The sequence below is a fragment of the Kiritimatiellales bacterium genome (assembly GCA_041656295.1).
In the GTDB taxonomy this organism is placed as follows: Bacteria; Verrucomicrobiota; Kiritimatiellia; order Kiritimatiellales; family Tichowtungiaceae; genus Tichowtungia.
Genome location: JBBADV010000003.1, coordinates 203,081 through 220,172 on the forward strand (window position 1 = coordinate 203,081; position 17,092 = coordinate 220,172).

General features: G+C 48.4%; 12 protein-coding genes. 8 read left to right on the plus strand and 4 right to left on the minus strand.

Translation table 11 applies throughout. The annotated features are described in order from the left end of the window. Positions 1–34: 34 nt before the first annotated feature. Positions 35–1,645 carry a sulfatase-like hydrolase/transferase gene (locus WC959_03185; GenBank protein MFA5688140.1) on the plus strand — a complete coding sequence of 537 codons (1,611 nt, stop codon included), beginning with the start codon at positions 35–37 and terminating at the stop codon, positions 1,643–1,645. Between the two features lie 185 nt (positions 1,646–1,830). Here WC959_03185 and WC959_03190 read toward each other — a convergent pair whose 3' ends face one another. Continuing rightward, positions 1,831–2,985 carry a DNA-binding transcriptional regulator gene (locus tag WC959_03190; protein MFA5688141.1) on the minus strand — a complete coding sequence of 385 codons (1,155 nt, stop codon included), beginning with the start codon at positions 2,983–2,985 and terminating at the stop codon, positions 1,831–1,833. A 230-nt stretch (positions 2,986–3,215) separates the two neighbouring features. Between WC959_03190 and WC959_03195 the strand changes: the two genes are divergently transcribed. The 7 genes from WC959_03195 to WC959_03225 all read left to right on the plus strand — a co-directional run bounded on the left by WC959_03195 (position 3,216) and on the right by WC959_03225 (position 11,831). Continuing rightward, a complete protein-coding gene (locus WC959_03195; protein MFA5688142.1) occupies positions 3,216–3,989 on the plus strand; it encodes a hypothetical protein in 774 nt (257 codons plus the stop codon). A gap of 82 nt (positions 3,990–4,071) precedes the next feature. Beyond that, entirely contained in the window at positions 4,072–4,905 is an 834-nt protein-coding gene (locus WC959_03200) for a PEP-CTERM sorting domain-containing protein (protein ID MFA5688143.1), read from the plus strand. 75 nt (positions 4,906–4,980) lie between these two features. After that, entirely contained in the window at positions 4,981–6,627 is a 1,647-nt protein-coding gene (locus tag WC959_03205) for a sulfatase-like hydrolase/transferase (protein MFA5688144.1), read from the plus strand. A 64-nt stretch (positions 6,628–6,691) separates the two neighbouring features. Next, positions 6,692–8,791: a beta-galactosidase gene (locus WC959_03210; GenBank protein MFA5688145.1), complete on the plus strand. Its 2,100-nt coding sequence runs from the start codon at positions 6,692–6,694 to the stop codon at positions 8,789–8,791. 143 nt (positions 8,792–8,934) lie between these two features. Next, entirely contained in the window at positions 8,935–10,389 is a 1,455-nt protein-coding gene (locus tag WC959_03215) for a CRTAC1 family protein (GenBank protein ID MFA5688146.1), read from the plus strand. Between the two features lie 451 nt (positions 10,390–10,840). After that, a complete protein-coding gene (locus WC959_03220) occupies positions 10,841–10,993 on the plus strand; it encodes a small basic protein (GenBank protein MFA5688147.1) in 153 nt (50 codons plus the stop codon). A gap of 118 nt (positions 10,994–11,111) precedes the next feature. Continuing rightward, positions 11,112–11,831: a pseudouridine synthase gene (locus WC959_03225; GenBank protein MFA5688148.1), complete on the plus strand. Its 720-nt coding sequence runs from the start codon at positions 11,112–11,114 to the stop codon at positions 11,829–11,831. A gap of 34 nt (positions 11,832–11,865) precedes the next feature. Here the strand turns inward: WC959_03225 and WC959_03230 are convergent, their stop codons facing one another. The 3 genes from WC959_03230 to WC959_03240 form a co-directional block, all read right to left on the minus strand. After that, positions 11,866–14,760, minus strand: coding sequence for an insulinase family protein (locus WC959_03230; protein ID MFA5688149.1), 2,895 nt, complete (start codon positions 14,758–14,760; stop codon positions 11,866–11,868). A gap of 87 nt (positions 14,761–14,847) precedes the next feature. After that, on the minus strand, positions 14,848–16,011 hold the full coding sequence (locus tag WC959_03235; protein MFA5688150.1) for a family 10 glycosylhydrolase: 1,164 nt from the start codon (positions 16,009–16,011) through the stop codon (positions 14,848–14,850). 72 nt (positions 16,012–16,083) lie between these two features. Next, positions 16,084–17,043: a type I phosphomannose isomerase catalytic subunit gene (locus WC959_03240; GenBank protein MFA5688151.1), complete on the minus strand. Its 960-nt coding sequence runs from the start codon at positions 17,041–17,043 to the stop codon at positions 16,084–16,086. Positions 17,044–17,092: the final 49 nt, after the last annotated feature.

Genomic DNA, 17,092 nt, shown 5'->3' on the forward strand with positions numbered 1-17,092 from the left:
AATATAAAGTAGACAACAGAAAGGAGAACAAAACGTGAGAATATATAATAAACAGAATCTGTTTTTTAAAACAGTTGGCGCAGGAATATTGTCTTCTGCATTTTCATCCGGTATTGCATTCGGGGAGGAGTGTCCGGCGCCCAATTTGCTGGTCATTTTTCCGGATCAATTAAACCGAAATGTATTAAGCTGCTATGGAGGGCCGGTTCCAACGCCCAATATCGATCGTCTGGCCGCGGAAGGCGTTAAGTTTACTCAGGCGACCTGTCCAACGCCGTATTGCTCACCTTCGCGTATGTCATTAGAGACCAGTCTGTATCCGCACCAGCACGGTATAGTTCAAAATTGCGGATGGAAGCAGAATGGCATGACGCTCAATGATGAGACATATGCAAAAATTTTAAATCATTCAGGGTACAGCACGCATCATTATGGAAAATGGCATTTGGAACCGGTCCGCATGGGCGATACAATGCCGTATTATTCTGATCAGTATCGCCAGTTCCCTGAATATCGCGATGAAGTTTTGGAGCTGTTTAAAACACACAGAGGAACAGATCCTCTCGGATATCAGGACTGGTATGGGATCATTCTGCCGGTGGAGCTCAGTGACCCGATGAAAATTGCGATTAAATACAACGATTTAGAAAAAAAATGGGCTGACCGCACATTCGCACAGTTTGCAATGAAGCAGGGACGGTTCAGGCTGGGCGAAGAAGACGTGTTTGATAAACGTGTCGGAGATCGCGCGGTTAACATGATAAAAAAATGCAGCGGGCAGCAACAGCCTTTTATGATTACGGCCGGCTTCAACGTTCCGCACGATCCTTATGCGTTGCATTCGCCTTACTATGAAATGTTTGATCCTGATAAAATTGAGCTGCCGGCGAACCACAAAGTTCTCGAAGAGAGTTTTAAAAGGGATTGGGGGCGCCAGGTTGTTACACAGATGCGGGGACCGAACGGGGAAGAGACCGGTTTGCGCGAATTTATGCGCATTTATTATGGCGCAGTTAAATTTCTTGATGATCAGGTCGGACGCATTTTAACGGCACTGGAAGAGACCGGACAGATTGATAATACAATAATCATTTTTCTTGCTGACCACGGTGACATGGTCGGGGGGCATGGAATGGCCTGGAAAGAGACACGGTCATTTTATGAAGAGGTCGTGGTTATTCCGCTTATTATCCGTTATCCCCGGCTTATTAAGCCCCGGGTGAATGATGTCCCGGCAGAGACTCTGGATCTTATGCCAACGATTCTGGAAATGCTTAACCGCCCTGTTCCGGCACAGGCTGAGGGGAAAAGTTTAGTGCCGTATATGACCGGAACAAAAACTGCTTCAGATGCTTATCCCTATACATTCAGCGAACGGGTGGATGGGCATCCCTCCGGATTAAGAGAGGTGCTCCCGGACACCAAGGGCAGCTTTATGATTCGGGGAAGAGGATTCAAATACATGATCTATCCCGACGGAACAGACTACCTGTTCGATCTTAAAAAAGATCCCGGAGAGGTTGCCGATCTTGCTGATAAATCGAAATATCTTCCGGTGAAAAAAGAGATGTTCGCAGAGTTGAATGCATGGCTGGAAAGAACCGGATGGAGTGGAGCCCCGGCAGGAGGTGGAAAGACATTTTAATGTTTACGCTGTATTCGTGACGATTTGCGTCTGATCGCACAAAAAATTATTCCAGGCGTACCTTACATAGCCGGCGCTGGAAGATCGTCTCTTTCAGTGCCGGTTATTTAGCATTTTTTGCCGGGATGCTGCGCAGAAATGGATGAAGCTTAAATAACAATCCCGCCGGTGATCACATCAGCAATTCACTCATTAAATGTGTGCTTTTTACGGTAATTTGAGGGTGACACCCCTCTAAAATGTGAAAAAACACGGGTCATTTGCCCGGCGGAAGAAAAGCCGGCCTGTTCCGCAATGTCCTCCATTTTCAGTCTGGCAGAATCCAATAGAAGTTTTTCAGCCTGCCGGATGCGGCAGTTGCGCAACTCTTCCGCCATGGTATGTCCGACATGTTTTTGGAACGCGGCGTGCAGCCAGCGATAAGACATCGGGATTTCCCTGCATAACTCTTTAGTTGTCACCGGTTCCCGGTAACGTTCCCGTATTTGACCCAGTGCGGCGACAACATGCGGATGTTCAATCCCGAGCAGATCGCTGCTTTTGCGCATAATCACTCCTGTCGGCGGCACCAGTAATGTCCGCCTGGCCGGTTTTTTCCCGCTCATAATGCGGTTCAGCAGAGCCGCCGCCTCATATCCCTGTCTCTCAAGATCCGTATCAATGCTGGAGAGGGGAACAGGGGCAAAATCACATAGCAGATCGTCATTATCCGCTCCGAGGACCGCAACATCATCCGGAACACGCAATCCGGCGTTTTCACAGGCTTGTAAAACTTCGACACCCCGGTCATCGAATTCAGTAATCACCGCCAGTGGTTTAGGCAGCTGTTTTAAACGTTTTCCCAGCCAGTCAATACGCATGGCACTGCCGGCGTTCCGGTTTTTATTTGCGGCAATCCAGTTTAATTCGTGGAGTTCGGCAGTTGGTTGAGACCGAAGCGCCTTGCAGAATTCTGTCGCCCGCATTTCTTCTACGGGTCCGCCGGAACAGATATAATAGGCGAAATGTTTAAATCCCCTGGCGCTGAAATGCTCCACCGCCATTTCAGCCATAATTTTATTATCACAGAAAACACGCGGAATATGCGGCTTTGCAACGGGACTGATACTTACGGTGGGAAGATTCAGTGCCAGAATCTGTCTGTCCAGTTTATCATCAACTCCCAGCACACAGATCACGCCGTTTCCCCGCCAGTATGGCGGAACAGTTCCTGTCCGTTCCATTTCAACATTGAGGACCCACCGCACTTGATTTGCATAACGCGCAACGCCGCGTTGCAACAGGTAGGAATGCCAGCCCAGCGCCAGTAAAACCCGTTTTCGTTTTTTAATTTGTGTCATCTGTTTTTTTTAACATGTCTGTTTTTATCAAGTCAACGTCTGTATGCTCCTGCGGCATTCGTTGTTCTCTGGAAGAGCACAGCTCATCGTCTCAATGTATTGCAGATCAGCGTCGTTATATTATTCATCACATCCTTTTTTGACAGATAGTCGTCAAAATTTTACATGGTAAAAAAATTGACGCTGGACGATATTTCATGCCGCAGACAACGGAAAAATCAGCGGAGCAGGTGGAATTAAGCGATGAAACACAAGGAGAAGTCATGAAGAGAATTCGTTTAATAATAACCGTCGGGATGATCGTGCTGTGTGTTGGACACACGGGAGTCTCGCAGCAGCCTACTGTTCAAAATCTGGATGCAGCGTTCTGGAAGAGATCGCATGAATGGAGTGAAGATGCGATTTGGAATAAGGGAATCAAGCCCTTGGCATCGGGAAGCGCTACGATGATGGCCGCGAAACCCGCCAATTATACGGTGACTGTTTCCAGCGGTGCGGTAACAGTCCTCTCTTTCAAATCAAATTATCAGAACCCCGGCACGGACTGGACTCCTACGCTGCTGGTATCAACAAATTTTACAATTGAGAAGTTTTTAGAATTAGGCGTGCAGGCGAATGGCGCTCTGATTGTGACGGATGGCGGGCACGTATCTTTACGTAGCGGACGCTCGTGTTTTGGAGCGGGAGGATATTCCGGGGCTTTGACTGTAGAGTCCGGCGGAATTTTTGAATGCAGCGGTGCATTTGAGATCGGCGAAAAAGGTACGGTTAAGGTTAACGGTATATTAAAATCGCTTTACCCGGTTTTTAATACTTCATTGTCCATTAGTGAATCGGGACGCCTGTATATTGGTAAAGACGGCAAGGTTATTCTGCGCGGAGATCTTACTGCGAACGGAACGCTGCTGAAATATATCAGCGACGGGAAGATCAGCGGAGCAGGTGAAATCAAACCGGCCTATGATATCGTGTCGGGTCAGACGCTTTTAACTGCAGAGCAGTGATTGTAAATCAATTATATAATTTCATAAACAGATGTTGGTTGAAGTCGATAGGACGGAGTTAACTATAACACAAGGAGAAGTCATGAAGAGAGTTCGTTTAATAATAACCGTCGGGATGATCGTGCTGTGTGTTGGACACACGGGAGTCTCGCAACAGCCTACTGTTCAAAATCTAAATGTGGAGTTCTGGCAGACATCGCATGAATGGAGCGAAGATGCGATTTGGAATAATGGAGTCAAGCCCGCAGAATCGGGAAGTAATGTTCAAATGGCAGCGAAACCCGTCAATTATACGGTGACGATTTCCGGTGGTGCGGTAACAGTTCTATCTTTCAGATCAAATTATCAGACCGTCGGCACGGACTGGACTCCTACGCTGCTGGTATCAACAAATTTTACAATTGATAACTTTTTAGACTTAGGCGTGCTGGCAAATGGCGCTCTGGTTGTGGCGAATGGCGGGAACGTGCTAATAACCAAAAATGCCGCACGCACGCTTTTAGGAACGGAAGGGTATACCGGGACTCTGACTGTAGAGTCCGGCGGTATTTATGAAACCAGCGGACGGTTTTTGATCGGTACGAACGGAAACGTTACAGTTGACGGGACTCTGAAAACACTGCATGGCACTGTTACAAATGCATTAACCATTGAGGGTAACGGGTATCTTTATATCGGCGAATCCGGTGTGATAGAACTTTCAGGCAACCGGACAGGCAATGCAATATTGCAAGGATATATTAATGACGGTCAGATCTACGGTGCTGATGCAATAACGATGGCGTATGATTCTGTTGCTGATGTAACACGTTTAACCGTTGTGCCTGAGCCGGGGTCTGTCGTGCTGTTTATCGTCGGTTGCTGGATCTTTTTATCAGCCAGAAAATCGTTGCATAAAGCCTGCCAGACGTTTTAGGGCATTTTCTGCTCAAGGAGAGAACACATTGATCATATGGAGCCTGCATTTTGCGGGCTCTGAAGGATAGATATTATGAAACAGAATACAGCAAGAATGTTAGCAAAAACAGTTGGTCTGGGTGCCACAGTTCTGGCTAAAACCGGATTTTCATTCGCCGTTACAGTGACCGCCCAGGAAAAGCCGCCGCCGAATATTCTGTTTATCTGGACGGATGAGCAGAATTTCGGAATGTTGAGCTGCGAAGGAAATAAATACATTCAAACGCCGAATCTTGACAGACTGGCCAGAGAGGGTGTTTTGTTTTTAAATTCGTTTTGTACCTATCCATCCTGTTCCCCGTCCCGTGCGACGGTTGTTACCGGCGCATATGCGTTTAATCATAATCTGTGTGATAATGTTCATGCAGACAGGGGTCTTGAAGGAATAACACCGCTGGACGGGTACCGGCTTACTGAAGAATATTTGCAGGATGCCGGTTATATGGTTGGGCATCGGGGCAAGTGGCATACCGGATCAAAAAGAGACTGGGGCACCTGTTTTACGGCCGACCCGGATTTTTCCGAAAGCTATTGTCCAACATGGGTTAAAAACACCAAACCGCAAATTTTGCAGGAGTTTCCCTGGGACCGGACAACGAAAACCGGCAAGGGCGGTTATGTTAAAGGAAAAACTGACGAGCCGACGCGCTTAACTCCCAGCTGGCAGGCCGTGTTTGACAGAGGACAGCTGCCGGACTGGGCCATTGTTGGCGAGATGCTTATTCCGTCTGAAATGACAATGGAATATTCCATCATAGAAGATTCAATTCAATTTATAGAAAAAAACAAAGACCGGCTGTGGACGCTGACTGTATCAATCAGCCCGCCGCATGATCCGTGGAACGTGCCGGAGCCGTATTATTCCGACATTGCCATGCCGCTGGTGGATAAGATGGAGATTCCGGGAAACGCTGATCCGGATGATCATCGAAGCAGTATTTCGTGGCGCGTAGGCCAGCGCGTTGATGACCGTGGTATTCAGGAATATATGGCCATTTATCACGCACAGGTTGTGATGATGGATGAATATATCGGCAGGGTTTTAGACACGCTCGACCGGCTGAATTTAACGGAAAATACATTGGTTATTTTTACATCCGATCACGGTGATATGCTTGGACTGCACAAGAATCTGGGGAAAATCAACAATAACCTGTATGATCGACTGTTCCACACGCCATGCATCATCCGTTATCCCGCCGGGATAAAGGGCGGGAAGGTTGTAAACAAGCCGGTTATGCATGTGGATTTTAAGCCAACCATGCTCGATTATGCCGGAATTTCTCTGCCTGATAATCTGGACGGGAAATCGTTACGGCCGTTGATAGAAAAAACTGATGCTGAATGGCGTGATTATCATCTATTAGAAAAATTTATGGAAGTTGTGCGGAACCCGGACCATACATTTGTAGAAAACGGTTTTTACTATGCAATAGGGATCAGAGATGAAAATTATAAATACATTTATACCCGGTTTAATAATAAGGCCAAGAATGATCAATACTGCGGCCCGCGGTTTATAGACGTAAAAAATGATGCCTTTGAGGAGAGGAATCTGTTTAAGGACTCGAAATACAGAACGCAGATTAAAGCGTATCATGCCAAACTCCGCAGCGTCCTTGAAGAAAACGGTTTTCCGTTTCTGGACGAGTATGCAGTTGATCCCTGGTCGGAAAGATAGAGCATTTAATTTCAGATTCACCGTTTCCGGAACAATTTAATTAATGATAAGGAAGGGAGAAATAATGTTTGCATTTGGAACGCAGTACCATCGTCCGCCAACACCAAAAATGGATAAGTGGGAAAACGATTTTAAAACGATGAAAGACCACGGATTCAATATGGTTCGCGGCTGGGCAATGTGGGGCTGGCTGAATCCAAAAGAGGACGTTTTTGATTTTTCAGAACTGGAGCGGTTCTGCGATCTCGGTCTCAAATATGATATTAAAACGATTCTTCTGGTGAATCTCGAAAGCACACCGGCCTGGCTGTATAAAAAATATCCTGAAACGTTGTATACTGACCAGCGTGGTATAAAGGTTGTTCCGCATACGGTTCATAATACCTGCTGCGGCGGATTCCCCGGGCATTGTTTGCACTGGCCGGAGATACAGGGAAAAGCGGTTGAGTTTATTGAAGCGCTGGTTAAAAAGTTTGCCGGGCATCCGGCGCTTTACGGGTGGGAGCCTCATAATGAACCGTTGCATGAGCCGGCACGGTATTATCGCGACGGAAACGGAGAGCTGTTCTGTTACTGTGATAAAACGCTGGAAAAATTTATCGAATGGCTCAAAGTTAAATATAATAATGAGATTAACCTATTGAATCAGATCTGGCAGCGCCGGTACGGCTTTTTTGATGAAATTATTCCGCCGGTTGAACGGGGCAGTTACTCCGATTGGGCTGACTGGCGGCTTTTCCATATCGAAGATCTCGTTGAACAGGATAAATGGAGAACACAGGTAATCCGCGATAATGATCCGGATCATCCTGTAATGATTCACACCCGCTCTGCATCTTCCGGACGTAATATTGTTTTTGATTGCACGGATGACTGGAGGCTTTCGCAGTTCGTGGATAGTTTTGGGTTTGCCAGCTTTCCGGCGGAGGTTTCGATACTGGATCATGCCATGGCCGGAGACATCAACCGGGCAGCGGCTCAAGGGAAAGAATTTTGGATGCATGAACTTGCATCAGGACCGTATGGAATAGGGCTGGATATTCCGCCGGTTGATTTGCCGGGCGATCGTGTCGCCGGCTGGGCGCTGACAACAATTGCTCAAGGGGCAAAAGGATTGTTGATGTGGCAGTTCCGGACAGAGCAGTTTGGTGCTGAATATGGATTTAATCTTGTAAACCTTGACGGTTCGCCTAATCAGCGCTTGAAAGCTGTGGAACGTGTCGGGCGGCTGATGCTTAATAATGAAGCACTGTTTGCACGCATGAAACCGCAGCCGGCGGAAATAGCGGTCGGCTATTCCCCGATGAATCCGCTGATGTTGTATGTCGCCGATGGGTCGGTGGCTGCGTTTGACCATTCGTATCTGGGTACTTACCGGATGCTGTGTAATGCAAATGTGTCGTCCGTGGATATTGTCCGGTTGGATATTCAGGCTGTGGATGATGATTTTACACGCTATAAAGTGCTGTATATCCCTCTTGCGCTGTGGATGGATGAGAAAACTGCAGAAAAAATCAGACAGTTTGTTGAACAGGGCGGAACAGTGATTTCTGAGCCGTCGCTGGCGTTGATTGAAACCGATTATTATTCTGCAGATACAGTTCCCGGCATGGGATTGCATGAGGTGTTTGGCTGCCGGCGCGAAATCATGGGCAACACAAAAGATACCCCCGTAACGATTCATGTTGATGGGGGGCGTTTGACTGCACGCTTTTTGCGCGAGATATTGATTCCTGAGAGTGCAGAAGTTATCGGAAGGTATGAAACCGGCGAACCTGCCATCACACTGAATCATTACGGGAAAGGAAAAGCGGTCTATTTCGGATCAAACGTTTTCAATCAATATTATCATTCACCGGCGGCAGAGGTCTGCAATTTCTTTGAAAAGCGTTTTCACGCCGGCATTTCACGCTGGGCGGCGACGAGTGCATCAGAACAGACATTTTTGAAAATCATGGAAGCCGACGGAGCACGGATTGTATTTCTTTTCAACATAACCGATCAGGCTGTCGATACATGCCTGACCGTTAATGCCGATGTTGCAAATGCTAATGATATTTACAATGAATGTGTCATTGCATTTGAAAAAGACGAGGCAGGGGCAAAAGCGGTGATACATCTCGATCCTTATGCATCTTGTGTTTTTCTCTTCGAAGGAATATAAGCAGTATATATAACAGGATTATTCAGTTCGCAAAGGAACCGGCGTGCATAGAACACAATGAATAATATTGTCCGGAACACAAAATCTGCGAAAGTCGGCGCGATATGATATTGCCATCACGTTTTTCGTGCAGGATAAGAATAATGATTTTTCTGATTCACACCGTATGCTTGTGTCGGGCCGGCTGTGTCTGTGCGCAAATATTTACGGTATTTGAAGATGTGACTGAACAGGTCGGACTGCATTTGAAAACTCCCGCTGATCTGAATTTGCAGGCAACCTGGATTGATTATGATCAGGACGGTTGGGTCGATTTATTTGTAGGCGGGAAGTTGTGGCGGAATATCACCGGGGAAAAATTTGTTTTACAGGAAATTCCGCCGCAGATGAGAACAGCATGCATTTGGGGTGATTTCAATAATGACGGATATCCGGACGCCTATTGTTATGCAGCCAGGACCCTTTTTATTAACAATCATGGCCGTTCATTTGTTCAGGCGAAAGAAAAACTCCGGTGGAATAATGCGGCCGTAAGCAATTCGATTGGTGCTGCCTGGGGGGATTTTAACAGCGACGGTTTTCTGGACCTGTTTGTTTCCGGATATGAAAATGAGGATAGAACGGTGATCTCGGATGATGTTGTCATGATAAACCGGCGCGGTAAATATCTTGAATCTGTCAAGGCGGAAACCGGTTCTCCGGCACGCGGGGTTGTGATGTGTGATTTCGATCAGGACGGCGATCTGGATATTTATATTTCCAACTACCGGTTAAGCCCGAATACTCTGCTGATTAATGATGGTAACGGAGGTTTTAAAAACAAAGCTGCAGAATATCATGTGCTTAGTACGGAACGAGGATGGCAGGGAGGTCATTCCACCGGTGCGTGCTGGGCGGATTTTGACAATGACGGTTTTTTCGATCTGTTTTCTGTAAATTTTTCTCATCGCGGTGAACAGTGGGGCAGGGATGGAATTCAGCCGGAATCAGATTTCTTTCGGAATAAAGGACGCTCCGGCGGGTTCCGGTTTGAAGACAAGGGAACTTGTGGGGTTTTCTGGCAGGAGTCGTATGTGTCGGCAACAACCGGAGATTTTGATAATGACGGTTTTCTGGATGTATATATGTCCACTGCATATCCGCGTGACCACGGCGTATTGTTCCGGAACAACGGGGATTGGACATTTTCGGATGTTACCGGCACCGCAAATCTTGGCGAAATTAAAGAGACATATCAGACGGCGGTCGCAGATTTTGATAATGATGGACATTTAGATTTGTTTTCCGGCGGCCGCCTGTTCCGGAATCAGGGGACATCGCATCAATGGTTGAAAGTACGGTTGACAGGGAGCGGAAATGTGCCGCAACTGGCAATCGGCAGTCAGGTCTATTTGTCCGATGGAAACCGGATTTACAGTCGTCAGGTTGAAAGCGCTGTTGGGCATTTAAATCAAAATGATTTTATCATGCATTTTGGACTGGGTGAAAATCCCTCTTTTCCGCTGAAACTGAAAGTTATCTGGACAGACAGAAGTGTACAAACCATGCAGATCATAAATGCAAATCAATTGATCATAATCAAAAAACAGGAAAAATAGTCACGTCGAACTGAAGCCGCACTCAGTGGTCGATACCGGAATTACATTTTTTAATTTCTCTTCGTTAATACCTTTGGAATACTTTTTATTGGGGCAGGCATCGATAGCCGCTAAAACCTCATCCGACTCTCTGTTCCGGTTTGATCTATCCGCAACAGCATTGTTACCGTGCCATCATTGAAACGGAACTCACATTCTTTTAAAATCAACAGAAACCATACTCCAGGAGATCGAAACATGGATTAACGCCTATCCGTGTAAGATATTGAATTTTAAAACAGCGGAAGAACGGTTCACCCGGGGAATCGCGGCATGAATCAAAAAGTTTCAACCGGACACTTGCTTTTACAATCTACCCCGCGCCGGAAAATGCAGATTTTTCTGTACATTACGCTTTACGTTTACCGGCGGTTGGTTATTCTACATAGCTCAATTTTAGAGGAGTAATCCAATGACAATGCATTCCAGTTTAAAGAACGCTGCAAAAATGGAAATTAAACGCAACGTCCTGAAGCGGTTTGAGCGCGTTGATAAGCTCAAAGTCGAAGGCAAATGGCAGGACGGTGACCGCGGTTTCGGTCTGCCGAAAACCAAGCCCGAATAAACCGCTGGCGGTTTGCAGGAATTTAAGCTCCGGTTCGCCGGAGCTTTTTTGTATTTAACAAAGAGGCGGACATTAGGAAGCCGGAATTAATATTGGTGACCGTTGACTCATTTAAAATATGATTCGTTTACAAAAATATTTAGCAGAGTGCGGTGTGGCGAGCCGGCGGGCGGCAGAAGAGCTGATTACCGCCGGTCTGGTTCAGGTGGACGGCAAAACAGTGACGGAACTCGGCACAAAAATCGATCCGGCGGTACAGACGGTGGTTTGCAACAGCAAGCCGGTGGCGCGCGAAGAAAAAACCTGGATTATGCTGAATAAACCGGCCGGTGTGATTTGCACTTCCGCCGACCCCGAAGGACGCGAGCGCGTGATTGATCTGCTGCCGGATGCCCCGGGCCGGCTTTACACTGTCGGCCGTCTCGATGTAATGAGCGAAGGCCTGATTCTGGTCACAAACGATGGCGAACTGGCGCACCGGCTGATGCATCCGCGCCATGCGATTGAAAAAAAATATCAGGTCTGGATTGACCGTGAATTAACATCACCGGAAGTTGACCGGATGCTGAAAGGGCTGAGCTGTCGCGGCGAAAAACTGCGTGCATTGAAGGTTGAACCGCTGAAGCGGCTGATTGCAAGTCAGCCAGGGTATACGCTGACGCTCGGCGAAGGGCGTAACCGGCATATCCGCCGGATGATGGATGCGCTCGACCGGCAAGTAATCCGGTTAATGCGCGTTTCGATTGGTCCGTTGCGACTCGAAAAACTGCGTTCCGGTGAATACCGGAATCTTGAGAACTGGGAAGTTGAAAAACTGAAAAAGGCTGTAGGCCTATAGTATATGCGGCGGGGGGATGCTGCGTCTGTATTTTCTACAAAACCTTAATCGTCTGCTCAAATGTCACATCGCTCTTTTTAATTTCATCCGGCGAACCGAGTACGGAGATTGCGGTATCGCCGACGGAGAGAAATTCTCCAAACTGCCGGAAATTTTCGGCGGTGGCTGCAAGCATTTCATCGCGGCGCTGCTGGCGTTTTTCATCCGTTTGTCCGGTCAGATAACGAACCGTATCCGCAAACCCTTTGGCATCCGGCAGAAGATAGGCGTCAACGCTGCCGATAGCGCCGATCAGCGCGCGGGTGAGTTCGTCATTGTCCAGCTGAAGATTTTTCAGGAAGTCCGCCGTTTCTTTATAAACACGCAGCGTGGCGTCGAGATTCGGGTCGCGATAGGATGCAAAGGTGAATGCGCCGCAATTCGGATCGAAATCACATACTGCGCCGTATGCGCCGCCTTGTACACGGATTTTTTCCCACAGCCAGGCCGTATGCAGATATTTGGTGATGACAAGCGCAGAGCCGTGTGCCTGATAGCCGTTTGTAAACAAATTGGTTCCCAGTCCGACATAATTCACGCGTGAGGGAATGATCAGCGCTTCGGCTTTTTCCGGGGTACTGAAAAAGTTCCACTGTGTAACTCCGGCAGTGATCGCCGGGAATTTTTTAAGAAATGCATTGGACTCTTTTTCAATTCCAGCGCGATCTTTCTCGTCAGCCGTGATATTGATAATCAGTCCGCCGGAAATCAGTTTCTGCAAAATCGTTTCGAGTTTAGCAGCGATACCGGTCCAGTCTTTTTTTACCAGTTTTTCGACGGCGCGATGGAAAAAAAGAGCATCGATTCCGCTGAGTATTTCAGCGGTGCGGTGTGCTTCGTGATAATGTGCTTTCAGTCGCGACAGTACGGCGGAATGTCCGGAAGGGATGAGTGCGCCTTCCATTTCAGCTTTCTGTTCGAGCAGAATTTCGCGAAAGCGTTTTTTATTATCAAATGCCGGTGCAAAGAAAATATCACTGAAAATTGCGAACAGTTTTTCGACTTGTCCGCTCATACACTTGCCGCGCAAAAACAGACGGCCGACGGCAGCAGATTCTTCTTGCGGCGCGGCAGCAAACGGACAGGTATAAATCCCTCCGGTAACGCGCGCAATCCGGCGCGAAAATTCCGCAAAATCTTCTTTCTGCGTTCCCATTTCGAGCAATGCACTGCCGAACAGTGACACCCAGGGAAGCTCTTCGGCGTCGAGTACATGCAGATTTAAACCGATGTCGACATAAACAATGCCGCCGGTAAAAATGTTGTGAAACAGGACATCGGCATTATCACGGTGTTCAATATCACGCGGAATGACATGAATGTTTTTTTGCAGATCGTCGCGGCGGAGCAGCGGCAGTGAATGGATCGCCTCCGGCGAATCCGGCGTTGTTTGCATATCCAGCAGGCGCGCGGCAGCATTCACTGCGCGCTTGATTTCATCGGGGATCATTTTTTCTTTTATTCTGGCCAGGCGCTCTTTTTCTTCGGTCTCATCGCGTGCGGCCTTACCGGAATCGGGAATAAATTTAACGGTGGCACGGTGCGGATTTTTCAGTAAAACATTTTCGATGAGTTCTTCAAAATAGCGCGGATTACCGGCGATCTCTTTTTTGAGCTCAGCAAGCGGGAATTCGTAGGCGGCGAGACCGAGCGGGTCCCCGCCGTAAAGCCATGTTTCCAGCATGTTAAGCATGATGGAAAGCCCCTGCGGGAAACTGCCATGATTATTTTCACGTAAATCAAATTCAAACGAATTGAGCGCCGCTGCGATATCGCCGTGATTGATTCCGGTTTGAACGAGATGGCTTAGTGTATCAAAAATCAACAGTTCCACTTTTGCGAGATCATCCGGTTCGACGCCCTTCATGCCGATTGACCAGGCGGGCTGGCGCAAATGTGTGTCGAGTCCGAAGCCGGAAATATCCTCACCAAGGCCGGATTCAATTAATGCTTTACGCAGCGGCGAGCCGGAGTTTCCGGTGAGAATCTGGTCAAGCATGACGAGTGCAAAATGCAGAATACCGTCGGGAATGACCCAGTTGACGGTGATGTATGCTTTGGAATCTTCTTCGCCGGCGGCATATGACTCCGTGATTTCCACCGGCGTCGAAAACGGTTTTTGCAATGGAACAGATGTATCCGGCAGTATGGCCGGCGATTTAAATCCATCGAGATATTCGCCAAGAATTCTCAGGCGGCGCGCCGGATCATCGTTGCCGTAAAAAAAGATACGCGCATTCGCCGGATGATAATACTGTTCGTGAAAGTCGCGAAATTGCTGATAGGTGAGCTCCTGGATTTTTTCCGGATTTCCCCCCGAATCAAGCCCGTAGGTGGTGTCCGGGAAAAGCGCCTGCTGTGAGCGTTCGATTAAAAGGGTGTCCGGCGATGAATAGACGCCTTTCATCTCGTTATACACCACACCTTTAATCGTCAGCGGAGCGCCGGAATTTTCGAGTTCATAGTGCCAGCCTTCCTGCTGGAAAAACGCCGGTGTAATGCGCGGGAAAAAAACCGCATCGAGATATACATCCACCAGATTATAAAAATCCTGCTCGTTCTGGCTGGCAACCGGATAGACGGTTTTGTCCGGATAGGTCATCGCATTCAGAAATGTTTGCAGCGAACTTTTCAGCAGCTGAACGAACGGATCTTTCAACGGATATTTGCGTGAGCCGCACAGCACGGTGTGCTCAAGAATATGCGCAACGCCGGTGGAGCTGTCTGGCGGGGTGCGAAATGTGATTCCGAAAACTTTGTTATTGTCGTTATTTTCAACTGAAATATATTCCGCGCCGGTCGGTTCGTGCCGGTATTCTTTTACTGTTCCATTAAACTCTTTTACGAACAGTTCGCGGATCAGCTTAAAGTGGTTTGCGCCGTTTTGCATAAAGCCGGTGAGAGTAGAATTTGCGTATGCTGGAATCAAGTACAGTGAACTTTAGATATTTCATCCGGGTAAGCGAAAGGTTTAGTTTTACGGGAAAAGAACAGATGCTTTTTCAGTGGGTGCATGGTTTTTGAAAAGGTGTGAATACGCGAAAAGAGCAAAGCCGCGTGCGCCGGAGGAACGGACGGTGTTGATCTGCCGCCGGATTTCAGCGGGTTCAGCCTTGCAGTCGATTCCGATAACCAGCTGAGTCGCAGTGCAGCGTTTGCCAAGTGCATTGCGCAGGCGGTTGAGACGGATATCAAAAAGCCGGGCGTTGTAATTCATCGGTACGATCCAGTCGACTTTGCGTTCGCGTGCCCATTTTTTACTGTCCTGAAAAGCGTCGTTGTAACCGTCGTTTAAATCGGCGAGAACACTGGACGAAAGGATAGCTTGCGGGCCGCGCCGGGCTTTGAAAACAGTGCGCAGATTGTCGACGGTGTGCGTAATGGATGCCCGCCGGAAACTGTTCCAGTGATCGCGCGAAATGTCGCTGCCGAATGATTTTTTTACGGCGGTGAGCGTGGCTTCATCGTACGTAAAATCGGAGTGTGCTTTGATCTCATCGGGCGTGGCGGTTTTATAAATTTCGCGGGCAACATCTTTGTAATCATACGGGAAACGGATGTAGTCAAGATGCAGTCCGGCGAGATCATAGGCTGCGAGTTCGGCGGCGATGCGCGCGAGATGACGCTGAACTGCGGGATTTGCCGGCGCGAGGAAATTGTACCAGGCACTGGTGGCGCGCATACGCGTGCCGGTCGAATCCACCATAAACCAGTCGGGGTGCACCGCCCACAGCTGTCCGGATTCCGCCGGCGGATCAGCAAATCCGCGCCAGCCGGGCAGCACATTAATATAAGCGTGCAGGTTTAATCGGTGCCGGCGTGCTTCAGTAGCGGCGATTTTTAGCGGATCAAAACCGGGGTTTTTACCGGTATCGGCCGCCGAGTTTCCGGCGAGTTCCCACGCCCACGGCTCGATTTTACTGGGATAAAAAACGGTGGCATTGCCTCGCACCTGAAAAAAGACATCGGTGAATCCGGCACGTGCACAGTTGGACATAATTGCGGCGACATCTTCCGGCGTTTTATAATCGTAACGCACAATCCAAATGGCGCGCACTTCCGGCAGCTTGACTTGCGCCCCGCCGGAAAAAAGCAGGAGCAGAAGGCCGATCACCGGTATTTTCAGGAAACAAACTTTCATGCCAGCACCATAGCGGTGAAATTTGAAGGTTAAAATCTGAATTTTTATAAACCAAACCCGAAGTTCTGCCTGTTACGGCACCGTTACTTGCAGAACCATGATTTCAGTTTCCGGCGCGATGGAATATTCCCCGGGTACCGCCGGAATCAACCACGATTGTCCCGGCAGCAGTTCTTCGGAAACGCGTCCGGCGGCTGTGTTCCAGCAGATTTTTCCGCCGCCGGCGGCAATAAACAGCGCGTGGAATGTTGCGCCGGTTACGGGAAATGCGGTTTGTTCATTCAGTTTAAACTGTGCGAGCCGGAAGTACGGCGATGCGCAGACTGTCGTTCCGTCCGGCGTGCAGACCGGATTGCCGTTATGTTCCCAATCGATCACCTGCAGTGCCTGGTTGATATGCAGCTCCCGGCTTTTCCCGGCGGCATCGACGCGATCCCAATCATAGACACGGTAGGTGGTATTTGAATTCTGCTGGATTTCTAAAATCAGACAGCCCTCACCGATTGCATGCACGCGCCCGCCGGGAACATATACTGCGCCACCCTGTTTCACCGGAATTTTCTGCAGAATATCGGCAAAGGTTTTATTTTCCAGCGCGCGCATAAATTCGGTTTTGCCGATGCCGGATTTTAAGCCGCAATAAATATACGCCGGCTCGGCGTCGCCGAGAAAATACCACATTTCGCTTTTCGCCTGACCGTTTACGGCGGCGGCAGTCGCGTCATTCGGATGCACCTGTACGCTGAGGTTTTCACGCGCATCAATCAGTTTAATCAGCAGCGGAAAATCGTCGCTTTTCACATTCGTGCCGAGCAGTTCGTTTTTCTGTGCCGGTAAAAGGTCGGTGAGCGTTTTGCCGGCAAGCGGACCGTTGGCAATTTTAGTAGCGCCGTCCGGATGTGTTGAAATTTCCCATGATTCCGCGTACGTACCGGCGGGCATATTGCGGTGGAAAATTTGCGGGATACGGCTGCCGCCCCAGATATAATCTTTATATACCGGCACAAACCGTAAAGGATAAAGTTTTTCCATCTTCGTTCCTGTTTTTTTCTGGTTTCGTTTTTCGGGATGATTAAAGTGC